At 49.1% G+C, this 15,784-nt stretch carries 13 protein-coding genes; 2 read left to right on the top strand and 11 right to left on the bottom strand.

What is annotated here, in order from left to right; translation table 11 throughout:
• Nucleotides 1-10: 10 nt before the first annotated feature.
• The 5 genes from Q5741_RS12400 to Q5741_RS12380 all read right to left on the bottom strand — a co-directional run bounded on the left by Q5741_RS12400 (nt 11) and on the right by Q5741_RS12380 (nt 3,886).
• The gene (locus Q5741_RS12400; RefSeq protein ID WP_305024407.1) at nt 11-712 is read right to left on the bottom strand and encodes a sugar transferase; all 702 of its coding nucleotides are present in this window, start codon (nt 710-712) and stop codon (nt 11-13) included.
• The gene (gene galU, locus Q5741_RS12395; RefSeq protein ID WP_305024406.1) at nt 712-1,617 is read right to left on the bottom strand and encodes a UTP--glucose-1-phosphate uridylyltransferase GalU; all 906 of its coding nucleotides are present in this window, start codon (nt 1,615-1,617) and stop codon (nt 712-714) included. Before galU ends, Q5741_RS12400 begins: the two co-directional genes overlap by 1 nt.
• Before the next feature lie 355 nt (nt 1,618-1,972).
• Nucleotides 1,973-2,638: a CpsD/CapB family tyrosine-protein kinase gene (locus Q5741_RS12390; protein WP_305024405.1), complete on the bottom strand. Its 666-nt coding sequence runs from the start codon at nt 2,636-2,638 to the stop codon at nt 1,973-1,975.
• The gene (locus Q5741_RS12385) at nt 2,619-3,368 is read right to left on the bottom strand and encodes a YveK family protein (protein ID WP_305024404.1); all 750 of its coding nucleotides are present in this window, start codon (nt 3,366-3,368) and stop codon (nt 2,619-2,621) included. Before Q5741_RS12385 ends, Q5741_RS12390 begins: the two co-directional genes overlap by 20 nt.
• 209 nt (nt 3,369-3,577) lie before the next feature.
• Nucleotides 3,578-3,886: a hypothetical protein gene (locus Q5741_RS12380; RefSeq protein ID WP_305024403.1), complete on the bottom strand. Its 309-nt coding sequence runs from the start codon at nt 3,884-3,886 to the stop codon at nt 3,578-3,580.
• 337 nt (nt 3,887-4,223) lie between these two features.
• On the opposite strand from Q5741_RS12380, the gene Q5741_RS12375 reads away from it, so the two are divergent.
• Nucleotides 4,224-4,598: a helix-turn-helix domain-containing protein gene (locus Q5741_RS12375; RefSeq protein WP_305024402.1), complete on the top strand. Its 375-nt coding sequence runs from the start codon at nt 4,224-4,226 to the stop codon at nt 4,596-4,598.
• An 86-nt stretch (nt 4,599-4,684) separates the two neighbouring features.
• Here Q5741_RS12375 and Q5741_RS12370 read toward each other — a convergent pair whose 3' ends face one another.
• The 4 genes from Q5741_RS12370 to Q5741_RS12355 all read right to left on the bottom strand — a co-directional run bounded on the left by Q5741_RS12370 (nt 4,685) and on the right by Q5741_RS12355 (nt 8,286).
• A complete protein-coding gene (locus Q5741_RS12370; RefSeq protein ID WP_305024401.1) occupies nt 4,685-4,849 on the bottom strand; it encodes a hypothetical protein in 165 nt (54 codons plus the stop codon).
• A gap of 451 nt (nt 4,850-5,300) precedes the next feature.
• Nucleotides 5,301-6,383, bottom strand: a complete 1,083-nt coding sequence (locus Q5741_RS12365; protein ID WP_305024400.1) for an AI-2E family transporter — start codon at nt 6,381-6,383, stop codon at nt 5,301-5,303.
• 222 nt (nt 6,384-6,605) lie between these two features.
• The gene (locus tag Q5741_RS12360; protein WP_305024539.1) at nt 6,606-7,385 is read right to left on the bottom strand and encodes an ABC transporter permease; all 780 of its coding nucleotides are present in this window, start codon (nt 7,383-7,385) and stop codon (nt 6,606-6,608) included.
• Nucleotides 7,378-8,286 carry an ABC transporter ATP-binding protein gene (locus Q5741_RS12355; protein WP_305024399.1) on the bottom strand — a complete coding sequence of 303 codons (909 nt, stop codon included), beginning with the start codon at nt 8,284-8,286 and terminating at the stop codon, nt 7,378-7,380. The genes Q5741_RS12360 and Q5741_RS12355 overlap by 8 nt, the downstream gene beginning before the upstream one ends.
• 242 nt (nt 8,287-8,528) lie before the next feature.
• Between Q5741_RS12355 and Q5741_RS12350 the strand changes: the two genes are divergently transcribed.
• On the top strand, nt 8,529-9,842 hold the full coding sequence (locus tag Q5741_RS12350) for a hypothetical protein (RefSeq protein WP_305024398.1): 1,314 nt from the start codon (nt 8,529-8,531) through the stop codon (nt 9,840-9,842).
• A gap of 68 nt (nt 9,843-9,910) precedes the next feature.
• On the opposite strand, the gene Q5741_RS12345 is transcribed toward Q5741_RS12350, so the two are convergent.
• Nucleotides 9,911-10,420 carry a hypothetical protein gene (locus tag Q5741_RS12345; protein ID WP_305024397.1) on the bottom strand — a complete coding sequence of 170 codons (510 nt, stop codon included), beginning with the start codon at nt 10,418-10,420 and terminating at the stop codon, nt 9,911-9,913.
• A 384-nt stretch (nt 10,421-10,804) separates the two neighbouring features.
• Nucleotides 10,805-15,403 carry a glutamate synthase large subunit gene (gene gltB / locus Q5741_RS12340; RefSeq protein WP_305024396.1) on the bottom strand — a complete coding sequence of 1,533 codons (4,599 nt, stop codon included), beginning with the start codon at nt 15,401-15,403 and terminating at the stop codon, nt 10,805-10,807.
• Nucleotides 15,404-15,784: the final 381 nt, after the last annotated feature.

Here is a 15,784-nt window from a genome sequence, read left to right as displayed (position 1 = left end):
TTTCATAGATTCAGTACGCATCCTTTGAGCCCAGCAGAACCCGGAACGTCTTCAATATAATTTTGATATCGAGCAGGATGCTGCGGTTGCAGATATAATCCAGATCAAGGCGTACCATTTCATGAAAAGTTAGATGATTGCGTCCGCTTACCTGCCATAAACCTGTACAACCCGGTGTTACGAGAAGTCTTTGTTTATCATATGGCGAGTACTCTTCGACTTCTCTCGGCAGCGCAGGCCGGGGTCCTACCAGACTCATATCCCCTTTCAGCACATTGAAAAGCTGTGGCAGTTCATCCAGACTGGTCCTGCGGATAAACCGGCCGACACGGGTGACACGCGGATCCTCCTTCATCTTAAACATGGCTCCCTGAATCTCGTTATGCTCCAGAAGCTGCTCCAGCTGGGCCTCCGCATTGGTAACCATAGAACGGAATTTGTACATTCTAAAATGCTTGCCGTCCTTACCTACACGGGTCTGATAGAAGATAACCGGTCCCTTCCAGTCTTCCAGCTTGATCAGAACCGCGATCACAAGCAGCAGAGCCGATAGAGCAACCAGACCGACTGCGGCACAGCAGACATCGAGAATACGTTTGAAATAAATATAGGAACTGACACGTGTGCTCGCCTCAAGCACACTTCCGTCGATATAGACCTCACTAGCAGAAGCGATAAGGGATTCAACTTCTGTTTCGGGAGATGCTGACATTACATTTCACCCCTGACACTTAGAAGATTTCTTTCTTTCTCCCGCGCAACAACGGCTTCCAGTGCTGGCAGCAGCTGTGACTGCAGTTCAGGATTGCGCAGTGCAAAATCAACGCTGGTCAGAATAAAGCCCAGCTTCTCCCCAACATCATAACGGACGCCTTCAAAATCATAGGCATAGACTCCCTGTGCCTGATTCAGGCGATGTATCGCATCGGTCAGCTGGATTTCACCACCTGCACCGATTTCCTGCTGCTCCAGATAATCGAAAATTTCAGGATTTAGAACATACCGGCCCATAATGGCCAGATTGGACGGGGCTGTACCCCGTGGAGGTTTTTCTACAAAACGGTTCACGGTGGATACTCTTCCTTCAGTTTCAAGAGGATCAATAATACCATAACGGTCGCAATGTTCAGGCAATACGGTCTGGACTCCAACTATGGAGCGCTCCAGTCGGTTATACTGTTCAATCAATTGCTGGGTGCAGGGTACATCGGACACGACGATGTCATCACCGAGCAGAACCGCAAAAGGTTCATCTCCAATAAAATTACGGGCACACCATACGGCATGTCCGAGCCCCCGTGCTTCTTTTTGCCTTATGTAATGAATATCCACGTTAGAGGGCTTGCGCACTTCTTCCAATAAAGCCAGCTTGCCTCTGTCCATCAGGTGAAGCTCAAGCTCAAAAGCATTATCGAAATGGTCTTCGATCGCCCGCTTCCCTTTGCCGGTCACAATAATGATATCCTCGATTCCTGACGCTACTGCCTCTTCAACAATATATTGTATTGTTGGTTTGTCTACGATAGGCAGCATTTCCTTAGGCATAGCTTTGGTAGCCGGCAAAAATCGGGTACCCAGGCCTGCAGCCGGAATAATGGCTTTTTTTACTTTTCTCATGAGACCATCCATCCTATCGATTAGTTTTGTGTCTTCACATTTCTGGTTAGCCAGAAGCGGCCGACCTTGTAACATTTCAGATAATGGGCATTTAACCCGGCCTCACGCTGCATCCTTGACGATCTACGTCTAAGGCTCCGGAAGAGCCCACAATACAGCCGAGTGCCTACAGTGATACAGGTCCAGTAGACATTACCCTCCGGTCTATGAAAAAAATGAAACCGGACATTATTTTTCAACACAGTCCAACCGAAAGAGAGCCTCGTTGTTTCTGAACGCGCTTGTAGACCTCCTCGGTTTCAAACTGTAAAATTCGGGTTAAATAATTTACATTTAAATGGTTTTATTTGTAGGTTTATAAGCTAGCGGTATACGCATCGTATCGTGTGGCATTATTTAATACGACTCCCAGAATACGGGCTTTCACTTTCTCCAAGCTTGCTTTGGCTTTTTTGACATTTTCCTTCTTCGCCTTGCCTGCATTCACGACAAGCACAACACCATCGCAGACAGAGCTTAGAATAAATCCGTCGGTAGCCGCCAGAAGCGGAGGTGAATCAACCAGGATCACGTCATAAACTTCACGCAATTCAGCAATCAGATCCCGAAGTCTCCGGGAACCGAGCATATCTGAAGGGTTAGGCGGGATCGGACCTGCGGTCATTAATTGCAGATGCTCCACATCCGTATCCTTTATGACCTCAGACCAGGTCTGTTTGTTAGCAAGTACGTTAGTCAGTCCGTCAACATTGCGGAGATGGAACAAGTCATGCAAAGAAGGTCTGCGAAGATCCGTATCGATTAACAGTACCCTTTTCCCTTCCTGTGCATATGTAACGGCCAGATTACCTATTGTCGTTGTACGCCCTTCACCCGCTTCAGCAGAAACGATCATAATGACCTGCATCTGGTCATCCAGTGATGAGAATTGAATATTGGTTCGGAGCATCCGGTACTCCTCCGAGATGGGCGACTGGCTGTTCGCTGTAGTAATGAGATGATTACTGGTTGAGCGCGGCATATTGGCCTTCACCTACTTGTTTATGATTTAGCGGAGTACGGCTGGAGCGCATATCTACCTTGTTGATCTTTCCGATCAGGGCAAGGGTTGGGAGGCCAAGTTCTTTTTCAATGTCTTCTTCTGTCTTAAAGGTGTCATCAAGGTAGTTGAGCATAAACGCAAGCCCGATTGACAGGATCAATGAGGCGATCAGGCTGATAACAATATTCGTAACGGGGCTGGAGTTAATCGGACCGCTGTCTTCATCCATTTTGGCTTCGCTGAGGATGGTTACATTGTTCACCTTCATAATGGTAGGGATCTGGGCTTTGAACACTTTGGCGATGGAATTCACCTTTTTGACTGCGGCAGCATAAGAAGTATCAGTCACGGTCAAATTCATGACCTGGGAATCATTAGCCGAATCCACCTTCAGCTTCCTGGCAAGTCCCTGCGGGGTGTCCCGCAGATCCGGATAACTGCTCATCACCTGCTCCATGATGGCAGAGGACGCCATAATTTCTTTATAAGAATTAATCAGGGCAATGTTAGTCTGTACAGACCCGTAATCGAGGGTGCTGACTCCGTTACTCTGTTGGGAAGAGTTAACAATCAGTTTGGCAGAGGCCTCATAGATCGGCTGAGAGAAATAAAAGCTCTTAATTGCAGTTGCTGCGCAGGCGATGATGACAATCGCGGCGATCAGCCAGATTCTTTTGCGAATCACCTTCATATATTCCTTGAGTTCCACCTAATCCATACCTCCTTCACAAAGTAAAAGAAACGCTTCATGATATAATCATAAGGTGCCTTCCGGAACACCTGTAGGAAACGCAATGTATGTTTATGCTCCGTTTTGTCTACACTTTTGCAGACCGGACAGGCAAAATGTTTTATATGAAAGAATTAATGCAACGTTTTTTAAAATATAGTAAACTGTTACAAGGACTTCGTGAAACTTTACACCTTTAGGTTAAATTGTCCGGCATCAAGAATTTTCATTTGATTGAAATATTCCATATAAGGCTCATAAGGATCCGGCGGGTAGGCTGTGCTGCCTGTATGGCGGCGGGAATGCAGCTCGAGAAGCATGTTATGCAGGCTCGGCCTGTTTTCATTCCAGAAAATCTCGTAAAGACTCCAATTTTGCAGAACCGTCTTGCCTGATACAGAGCCTGTTGTATCTGCTCTGTATCCACTGTATTCAAGTTGAAATCCTAAAATAACCTTGGAAGAAACCGGTAATTGCAGATCACTTAGAAAAATCATGGATGCTGTGCTGATACTGAGTACGATAATGGGCCTCCGTCTGCTATCGACCCGTTGATGATGAACAGTATGCAAATACATAGAACATTTAAGGTATACAGGATACTGATAGTGGCTCGATTTCATCGGTAGGCTCCATTCCTCTCCGGAGAGCTTGTCATCTGGGGTATTAGGAGATCTATCTCAGGGAAAACAACGTTTAGATACAATTTGTATCTATTAACCTAAAATTACGATACAAATCGTATTGTGTCAAGATCAAAATGGACATATCAGCTTGTTTTGTCATTTTTTCTCACCATATGATCTTAGAGACGGCAATCAGGAGGACTAATGAATGAAGACTGGTAACCGCATTGCGGAACTGCGTGAACAGCGGGGCTTAACCCAGGAAGAGCTCGCGGGCTCGCTAGGCATTACACGTGCTTCCCTGTCTCACTACGAGAAAAACCGGCGTAAGCCGGATTTCGAGACGTTAACTAAAATTGCAGATATCTTCGAGGTATCTATTGATTATCTTATTGGCCGCACCAGTCAGCCTGATATGATCATGGACGAGGAAGTTCGGGATTTCGTGGATCATCTGGAGCTGTCAGATCAGAAGCTGCTGGAACGGTTTAACCTTACGATCGACGGCAGAACCCTGACAGAGGAAGAGGCCAAACGTTTTATTGCTTTTGTACGGATGGAACGCAGTATGAGTGATAGCTAAATTTGTTAAAAAAGCCCCCAATCAGTTACAGAACGTATCATCACGGTCTGATCTGATTAGGGGCTTTTGTATAAGGGTAGAAAAGGTCAGCTTTTCTCCTGAAGGGTGTGCCGAAGGCCAGCTTCCACCTGAATCCCGCATTGCTGCAGAATATCTTTAATATCCAATGTTGGCTTCGATGAGATCTTCTCTCCCTTATTGCTGGTGCACGTGCATGGTTCCTGCCAGTTCTTCTGATCATTCATGCTCATTCTCCGCAACCTCTCCTAATTATCTTTGTTTAGAGTCTGTACCACTAAGAGAAGGAAGATCATCCTGTTATGTAGGCATATTGTATTACCCCATCATAGACAGATGGAGTCCACACATATGCATTGGGCCGCCCTGTGTATTGACTTACGTCTCTCACGCTATCGAGCACTGGATGCGGCTGCTGAATGCAGCAGCTGTTCATAATTGCACTATTATGCTGATAGCAGAAGCATCATTCGGGGTAGAGCGTCCAAGTTCGTAGAACATAAATTAATAATGGTCTTATTATAACGAAGAATAGTTTGCAGTGCTGTCGTCTTATGGCGATCATTTGTTTATATTTCCAGGATTTTTATAGGGCTAATTACTCAAATTATCTTTCCGGACGAGATCGTTTCCGCGTTCAGACAGAAAAAAACCGATCTCTTGTCGAGAACGGTTCTCTTTGATTCAATCCATAATATCTTCCATTTTGCGTTCAAGGAACAACTGGTACACCTTACGAATGATAATCTTGATGACCATGTACAGCGGAATCACGATAATAATCCCGAGAATACCGCCCAAATCACCACCAAGCAGCAGTAGAATGACCGTTGTCAGCGGATGAATATCCAGCTGCTTGCCGTACACGATCGGAGACAGGAGATTATCTTGCAGCTGCTGGGCTACCACGATAACGACCAGTGACCAGATGGCCATCGACGGAGACTCAATGAAACCGATGATGACAACCGGAATGGCTGCCAGAATCGCTCCGACATAAGGGATGAAGTTCAGGATGACGGATACTACTGTCAGAAGCAGCGCGTACGGCAGGCCGATAATCAGGAAACCGATATACATCATAATCCCCAGTGCCACATTAATCAGCACCCGGCCTACGATAAAACTGCCCAGAGCTTCATCAATTTCAGCCATCACTTCTCTGCCATCTTTATGATAGCGTTTGGGTATGACATGAAGCAGCGATTTACTGAACTTATCCCCCTCTTTCAGCATGTAATACAGAATGATCGGGAATGTAGCTATCACGATGACGAAGGTGGACACAAAAGAGAAAATGCCGGACAGATAGTCTGAAGCCAATACCAATCCGCGGTTTAGTGCCTCGGAGAGCTGGGATAACGGATCCGAGCCTTCCGGCAGCAGCCCGGCGATAAAACGGTTTTTCTGCCACTCTTTCAACTGGTCTGTCAGGTTATTGATCAGCTCCGGAGCATTCATGACAAAATTAGTAATCTGCGTCCGCAGCGTCGGCCATACCCCCATGGAGAACCCTACAATAATCGCAATAATGACCAAATAGATCAGAATGATGGATATCGCACGCTTGATCCGCTGCTTCTCCAGATAATTAACGACCGGACGCAGCAGATAATAGAAAAATAAAGCCAGCAGCACAGGGACAAGTGTCAGATGCACGAGGGAGATCAGCGGTTGAAAAATGAATCCTACCGTCGAGCCCAGGTAAATAATGACCAGCAGCATGATGATCCCTAGACTGATTCGAAAAAAATTACTTTGCATCATATGGTTCCCCACCTTGCTATTCAATTTGTCTGCTATTTCGTTGTTCTCTTTGTCTTTGCAGACATCCGCCTCGCGGCGTTCGTTCTTTTCTTATGTACGCCCTTCCTCCTACTATATATATAAACGTAAAATCCTTTTTCGCTTTCATGTCATCAGGATTGAGGATAACAGAAAACACCCCGTATCTTTCCATTCGAAAGGATACGGGGTGTTCTAAAGAATTTAGGCGGCCACATCGCGGCGGTTAAAGATCAACCAGCCTACGACAAGAAAAATGATATAATATACAGCCATGACAGCGGCACTGAAGCCCAGCGTCAATCCGTTTGCATCGACGTCGGTACCGATAAAGCGGGTCAGATCCATGTTGTTAAACAGGATGTATTTGGCCCAGCTAAATCGTTCCGGTGAGAAGATGGCTGCAAAGATACTGCTGGTGAAGATGATAAAAATAGATAGACCAATAGCCAAAGCACTGGAACGGAATACCGAGGACAGCATAAAGGCCAGCGCCAGAATGACGAACAGATCCACATAATTATACAAAAAGGTCAATGCTACGTAAGTTCCATCACTAACATTCCCCGAGAGAGGTGCACTTCCTTCCTGTCCCCCCAGGAACAGGGATGAGAACAGCAGTGAAAGGACTAATAGAACCACGGTTGTCAGCAGGCTGAAGAGGATCACAGCGATATATTTCGAAATGAGGATCTTGCTGCGTGACCAGGGCCGGATCAGCAGCAGCTTAATCGTCCCCCAGGAAAATTCACCCGCCACGGAATCCGCAGCGATGATGACGGCGAAAATGCTGTTCAGCATGAAAACAATGGTCGCCGTCAGAACAACACCCTGCCACATGCTTGTATCCTCAGAGGTGCTGTAGGAAATAAGAACCGGAAACAATGCACTGAGCAGAACCAATATCCCGAGCATTACCCAGGTCCGGACCCGGCTGTAGATTTTAATATTCTCGTTATGTACCAGCTTCATAAAATTAGCCAATTTGTTCACTTCCCGTCATTTCCAAGAATTGATCCTCCAGGGTACGGGTAACCGGCGTAATTCCGTAGACCTTGACGCCGCCGCGAATCAATACAGCATTCGTATCCGCAATCCCTTCCCTATCGAGACTAACGATCAAACGCTGTCCCTGGATGATGCCGCTGCCGACCAGCTCCAGAGCCTGCTCCGGGCTGCTGACTTCAAAGGCGGTTTCCGTCGTCCGCACTTCGCCTTCCAGCGGCTTAATCTGTCTCACATCGACCAGCTTGCCGTTCTGGATGATGGCTACCGAATCACACATCAGCTCCATTTCGGAGAGCAGATGGCTGGAGACAAAAACAGTTGTTCCTTCGCTGCGCGTCAATTCACGCAGATAGTCACGCAGCTCGCGGATGCCCTGAGGATCGAGACCATTCGTGGGCTCATCAAGGACAAGCAGTTTTGGGCGGTGCAGTATGGCTTGGGCTACACCTAGACGCTGCCGCATCCCGAGCGAATACGTTTTGACTTTGTCGTGAATTCGTTTGTTGAGACCGACCAGCTGGATAACTTCCTCGATACGCTCCTTGGTGATTCCGGGGGACATGCGGGCAAAGTGAAGCAGATTCTGATATCCGGACAGGAACTTATACATCTCCGGATTCTCCACAATGGCTCCTACGTGTGAAATCGCTCGTTCAAATTCATTCTTGATACTGTGTCCGCAGATGACAATATCACCTTCACTGATGTCTATAAGGCCTACCATCATACGGATTGTTGTCGTCTTGCCGGCGCCATTGGGTCCCAGAAAACCGAAGACCTGGCCCTGAGGCACATCAAGTGTGAGATTCTCCACCAGTTTCTTGGAGGACTTCACTTTGCTTACGCCCCGCAGAGAGACAACGGGCTGCTGCTGCATATTTTCTCCACTCCTTTATATTGTCAGACGCATCTGACAGGGTCAGCATGGTGCACATACATCATCAAGTGTAACATATGAACCCCCATTTTTCTTCCATATTTTAATAATTCCACTAGATCAGGCATCATTCTCTCATAAGCATCGATGTCAAATTGCATCTTTCCAGCTGATCATTCATAAGATAGTTGATCGTGCCAAAGAGGTTTATGATACAATATGTATCAAAAGGAGGTTCATGTATGGTTAAAGCGATCCGCTTCTTTTCTTTGCTCTTTTTGATCTTTATCGTCATTCCTTTTTTGCCGCAGGCTGTCTACAACATCATGAATCATGGATTAGCCCACATTAAATTCTATGAGCAGGGCTCCTTCCTTAACCTCAACTTCAGGTTTGTGAAGGACGTCATCATGATTGTGCTGCTGGGACTGTTTTTACTGCACGATCTTATCATGATTAAAACAGAGCCCAACCGCTGGAGGCTCATTCCCTACTATTTGCTGGCCGCTCTGACCGCCTATGGTGTCTGTGTAATGAATTTTCAGGAGCAAAACGTCAGTATGGTACAGGTTGTCGCCGGTATCCGCTCCCTGCTGCTCGTCCTTCTGTGTTACAAAGTGCTGCGGTATCTTCAAGAACCTAAGTTCAGACAAAAATTTAATATAACACTGGCAGTGCTGATCGTTGTCGAGTTTGTTGTTCTGCTGCTGCAGTACATCACATTTTTTCAGGTTTATGGACTGACGAATCCTTTTTCTCTCAGACTAATCGGTACATATGGCAGCTTCTCTACAGCCGGTTATTTCGGCTTGGGGGCCTCGTGTTATATTTTTATGTCCAGATCCTTTCGCTTCACTCCCGTTCTCCAGGTTCTGTGCTTTGCCATTTGCATGTTCAGTGGAACCCGTTCCGCACTCTTGGGTGTTACGATCATCATGGCCATCACCTTGTTCCGCAAGCTCCTGGAATCATCCACAACTTCGCACAAAAGAGACTTGTATATGATTCTGCTCAGCCTTGGTTCGGTTGGAAGCTATTTCTTAATTCAGTTCATGAGCATGATATCGGAAAGAGGAAGTATCGTGGGTGCCCAAGTCGAAGGAGGCCGTATTGAAATCTTCCTGCGTGTATTTAAAGAGAATACACTGGCGGAGCTGATTTTCGGTAAAGGTATGGGATTTGGTACCAATGCAGTGGTCAACACGATTAAGGAAACCAGCGGTACCTATGACCGGTCACAGATTATGGACGGTACCCTGAATTCCCTGCTTGTACAGTACGGATTGATCCTAGTAGCACTGCTGTGCCTTTACCTTCTGCATGTATATGTGGTTCATTTCAAAACGTACAATACCCGTCGACTGGAAATGGTCACCTTAGTACTAGTCTGTCTTCTCATGTGTTCGGCAATTAATATATTTGAACAATTCACCTTCCTGTTCCTGTTCTTTGTGTCCTTCTATCTGGTCCGGATCGATCCTCAGCCCGCCTCCATCGAGACGGCCGAGGATCATCCCGTTCATGTTCAGTCCGGCAGCAGAGTTGTAACAACATGACAAAATGCCCTTGATGCAGCCTGCCGGCTGGATCGAGGGCATTGATGTCATATAGATACCATGACTATTTATTCTCCTTCCGTCTGTTCTTCCCCATCCTTGGTGAATATCCAGGACAGCTTCCATTGTCCAAGCTCTAAGGATACATAACACGGCTGTACGATGCTGAAATTGCCAAACTGGGTTTCATATACCTGGGTTACCACCATCTTGTATGCCTTTTCCAGGACAGGTCCATTGTCTACCAGCTTTACATCGTACTCCAGTTTGGGCTCAGTCAATGAGAATTTGAATGATTTGACATTAAAATGCTGCATAAACACATGCGCACGGCTCTGAATATAATTCTGCTTGTCAAAGCGCTCCTTCATTGCTGCCGAGAACAGATCCCAGGAGCTTCCAAAATCTCCGGTCTGCTCATATTTGTAGAACTGCTCCGCCGTCTCTGCCGCTTCACGGACTTCGCTGTTCGTCAGCCAGGACTTGAAGCTGTACCATACCAGCACACCCAAGCCAACCAGTACAATCAGAAATACAATCTGCCCGATGTAACCGCCTCTCCGGTTTCCTCGCCGCATGATAACTCCCTCCCTGTCCATACGCTGGTCCTACCTCAAATGGTATGCTGGTCCTGTCCTAACTTATGAATTGACTTCCGCTGAAGAATCTTCTACTTTTACAATATGAAGATATAGATGGAGGTGCAGTATGGATAAAGATCACCGCAACGACAGGTCTTTTGCCAAAGGCTGTCTGTGGGGCCTGCTAATCTCCGTCCCGGTATGGGTGATACTGATCTGGCTTCTTGTTGTCTGGATTCGTTAGGAGAACATCTCATACATAATAGCTATTCAACCATTCACCATGGCAGCACCATCAAAAAAGGACTTGCCTTCAGCTCCCTTCCCGGAAGCTGTCAGCAAGTCCTTTCGTTATTATTCTAGAGCACAATGCGTTTCTGCTTAGCTGCCGGCACGAACAAGCTCACGCATATTCGCTTCAAACGCAGCCAGTAGAGCTTCATCGCCGGTCAGGCCGGATGCCTGCACACGTTCAATCTGCTCCATCATCTTCTTGAAGTCTTTCGGAATGACACGAACGAACTGGGAGCGGGCAGTTTCCCACTGCTCCAGAACTTGCTGTCCTCTTTCACTGCCTGTAAAGATGTTATGACGCTGAATCAGCCCGCGCACCTCATTGGCCTCATCCTCATCCTCCAGACGTTCCAAAAGCACCATCTCCAGGTTGCAGCGGTCGAGGAACTTGCCCTCCGGGTCATAGACATAGGCAATACCGCCGGACATTCCCGCTGCAAAGTTACGGCCTGTTTCACCTAATACGATAACACGTCCGCCGGTCATATATTCGCAGCCATGGTCGCCCACGCCTTCAACAACGACCTTCGCACCCGAGTTGCGCACAGCAAAACGTTCGCCGGCAATCCCGTTAATATAGGCTTCACCGCTGGTAGCTCCATACAGAGCCGTGTTACCGATAATAATGTTCTCCTCTGCCTTGAAGGTTGCACGCGGTGAAGGCTTCACGATCACCTTGCCGCCGGACAGACCCTTGCCGACATAGTCGTTGGAGTCCCCTTCTACAGTCAGGGTGATTCCCTTCGGAACAAAGGCCCCGAAGCTCTGACCAGCCGAACCGGTGAAGGTAAACTGAATGGTATCCTCAGGAAGCCCCTCCGCTCCGTACTTGCGGGTAACTTCGCTGCCAAGAATGGTGCCAACCGCACGATCCACGTTTGTAATCGGCAGTCGGGCTTCCACCAGTTCCCCTCTTTCCAGTGCAGGGGCAGCCAGCGGCAGCAATTCCTTCATATCCAGCGTATGCTCCAGACCGTGATTCTGCCGCTTCGTGCGGTAACGCGTGCTGCCTTCCGGCAGTTCCGGAGTGTACAGCATCGGCGAGAGATCAAGCCCTTTCTTCTTCCAATGGGCTACAGCTTCTTCGCTGTCCAGACAATCGGTGCGTCCCACCATCTCCTGGATCGTGCGGAAGCCGAGTTCAGCCATCCATTCACGTACATCCTCAGCGACGAAGCGCATGAAGTTTACCACATGAACCGGGTCACCCATGTAATTTTTGCGCAGCTCCGGATTCTGTGTAGCGACACCGACCGGACAGGTATCCATTTGGCATACACGCATCATGATACAGCCCAGTGCAATCAGCGGAGCTGTCGAGAAGCCATATTCCTCGGCACCGAGAAGGGCTGCTACAGCCAGATCACGGCCGGACAGCATTTTGCCGTCGGTCTCCAGTACAACACGGTCACGCAGGTTGTTCAGAATCAGCGTCTGATGCGTTTCGGCAAGACCCAGCTCCCAAGGAAGACCGGCATGCCGGATGGATCCCTGCGGTGAAGCGCCTGTACCGCCGTCATAACCGCTCACCAGAATAATGTCGGCACGGCCTTTGGCTACGCCGGCAGCTATTGTGCCTACGCCTACCTCGGATACGAGCTTGACATTAATATCTGCACGCGGATTACTATTCTTCAGATCATAGATCAGTTCTGCCAGATCCTCGATCGAATAGATGTCATGATGCGGTGGCGGGGAGATCAGTCCCACGCCCGGTGTTGAACCACGGACCTCGGCCACCCAAGGATAAACTTTACGGCCTGGCAGTTGTCCGCCTTCACCCGGCTTCGCGCCCTGCGCCATCTTGATCTGAATCTCATCTGCATTCACCAGGTAGTTCGAGGTTACACCGAAGCGTCCCGAAGCGACCTGCTTAATTGCGCTGCGGCGCAGATCACCGTTGGCATCCGGCTTAAAGCGCGAAGGGTCTTCGCCGCCTTCACCGGTATTACTCTTGCCGCCGATCCGGTTCATGGCGATCGCCAGATCCTCGTGCGCTTCCTTGCTGATCGAGCCGAAGGACATCGCACCCGTCTTGAAGCGGCGCATGATCGACTCCGCCGATTCCACTTCAGAGAGCGGTACAGCTGGACCCGCCGGCTTCAGCTTCAGCATGGACCGCAGGGTCAGACGCTGTTCATTCTCTCCCTGTACCAGTTTGGCGTATTTCTTGTAAGTCTCATAATCGCCGGTACGGACCGCCTTCTGCAGCAGGTGGATCGTCTGCGGGTTAAACAGATGATCCTCTCCGTCGCTGCGCCATTGGTAGTCCCCGCCGGAATCCAGCACTTTATCGTTGCCATCCTTGTCGGTGAAGGCACGGTTATGGTGAACCAGGGCTTCCGCAGCCACTTCCTCCAGCCCGATACCCCCGATGCGCGATGGTGTCCAGGTAAAGTATTTATTGACGAACTCTTCCTTTAAGCCAACGGCTTCGAAGATCTGGGCACCCCGGTAGGATTGAATCGTCGATATTCCCATCTTGGACAGAATCTTCGTGACGCCCTTCGTTACAGCCTTGATAAAGTTCTTCACAGCCTTCTCGTGAGAGACGCCGCGCAGCATCCCCTGCTGGATCATATCATCCATTGTCTCGAACGCCAGATAAGGATTCACAGCACTTACCCCATAACCAAGCAGCAGCGCGAAATGATGAATGTCACGAGGCTCGCCGGACTCGAGCAGGATGCTCACCTTGGTCCGGGTTCCCTGCTTGATCAGATGGTGATGCAGCCCCGATACGGCCAGCAGTGCTGGGATCGCTGCGTTCTCACGGTCCATGCCGCGGTCCGACAGAATCAGGATGTTATGTCCTTTCTCAATGACACGGTCGGCAGCTTCGAACATCCCTTCCATTGCGCTGCGCAGACCCTCAGCTCCTTCGCTTGCCGGGAAGAAGATCGGAATGGTCATGGATTTGAAGCCAGGACGGTGCACATGACGGATCTTCGCAAAGTCTTCATTAGACAATACCGGCGTATCCAGACGAATCTGTCTGCAGCTCTCCGGTTCCGGATCCAGCAGATTGCGCTCTGGTCCGATTGTCGTTCCGGTCGCCGTTACGATCTCCTCACGAATGGAGTCAATCGGCGGGTTCGTGACCTGTGCGAACATCTGCTTAAAATAGTTATACAGACGCTGCGGCTTATCCGACAGCACCGCAAGCGGTGCATCATAACCCATGGATCCGATAGGCTCTGCACCCGTTGTAGCCATCGGCTCCAGCAGCTTCCGCAGTTCTTCAAAAGTATATCCGAATGCCAGCTGCAGCTGGTTCACGTTATCATGCTTCGGCTCCGGCAGGAAGGTCGACTCCGGCAGCTCATCCAGGTTAACCAGGTGCTCATCGAGCCACTGCTGGTAAGGCCGCTCGGCAGCGATCTGTGCCTTCACTTCTTCATCCGAAATAATGCGGCCTTCCTTCGTATCCACCAGCAGCATGCGGCCTGGACGGAGACGGTCCTTGTACAGAATATCTTCCGGAGCAAAATCAAGCACTCCCGCTTCCGAAGACAAGGCTATCACATCGTCCTTGGTGACATAGTAGCGGGCCGGACGAAGACCGTTACGGTCCAGGATAGCCCCGATCTGGATTCCGTCCGTGAATGCCATCGCAGCCGGTCCATCCCACGGTTCCATCAGGGTGCTGTGGTACTCGTAGAAAGCACGCTTCGCAGGGTCCATACCTTCATGATTGCTCCACGGCTCAGGCACCATCATCATCGCAACATGCGGCAGTGAGCGTCCGCTCAGGTATAAGAATTCAAACGTATTATCAAACATGGCCGTATCTGAACCATCCGGATTGATGACCGGCTTCACTTTGGCCAGATCATCACCAAACACCTCGCTCTTGAAGAGGGATTGACGCGCATGCATCCAGTTCACATTGCCTCGCATCGTGTTAATCTCGCCATTGTGAATCATGAAGCGGTATGGATGCGCCCGCTCCCAGCTTGGGAACGTATTCGTGCTGAAACGGGAGTGGATCAGCGCAATTGCCGATTCAACCCGCGCATCCTGCAGATCCAGATAGAACTGGCCTACCTGCTCGGTGGTCAGCATGCCTTTATATACGACTTTACGACAGGAAAGGCTGGAGACGTAGAACGTGCTTCCATGCTCCTCATCATCCGAGTAACGGATCGCCAGCTCGGCACGTCTGCGGATCAGGTACAGCTTGCGCTCGAAATCCATATCGTCCTTAAGCTCAGCACTGCGTCCAATAAACACCTGACGTACATGCGGCTTGGCAGCCTTCGCTGATACACCCAGCATCTCATCGTAGGTCGGTACATCCCGGAATCCCAGAACCTGCTGGCCTTCCTCTTCAATGATTCCGATCAGGCGCTGCTCGTGACGGGAGCGCACGGCTTCATCCGTAGACAGGAACAGCATTCCTACCCCGTAACGGCCTGGTTCAGGCAGGCTGACCCCCTGTTCCGCAAGCTCTTCCTTGAAGAAATGATGAGGAATCTGCATCATGAGTCCGGCGCCATCTCCGGAATTCGGCTCACTTCCCTGGCCTCCACGATGTTCCATATTGACCAGCATAGTAAGCGCCTGTTGAACGATCTGATGGGAAGGCTTTCCCTTGATATGTGCAACGAAGCCCATACCGCAAGCATCTTTTTCGAACTGAGGGTCATACAAACCTTGTTTTGGAGGTAATCCTGTCTGTCTCATGGAACGCAACCTTTCTGTTTGTAAAGTATTTCTCTCTCGCTGAACCAAAAACGTAACGGCGGCAACAAGTATTCAGCCGGGGCTGAGTAAAAACGGAAGGAATTAATGCGACAGGCGGTCGAGAACCATACCCGGGGGATGCGGCGTTGTCCGGCTTCCGATGCCGGAATGACCAAGTTTCAGCGCTTTCGCGAGGGCGGGCGAGTCATCAACCATTCGTCCCGGAGGGACGGTGGATTGGAAGGATGATACAGCATCAGAACAGCATTTTCTATAATTATTCAAGAATTTTATTAGTTCTATTATTTTAACATCGACCTAACATGAGCGCAATTCAAAAATTTTATACTCGTGATAACAATTGTTTTGCAGTGAAGCTGT

Source organism: Paenibacillus lacisoli (genome assembly GCF_030580655.1).
GTDB classification, from domain to species: domain Bacteria; phylum Bacillota; class Bacilli; order Paenibacillales; family Paenibacillaceae; genus Paenibacillus; species Paenibacillus lacisoli.
Note: the sequence above shows the minus strand (reverse complement) of the source record. Positions and strands in the feature narration are given on the sequence as shown.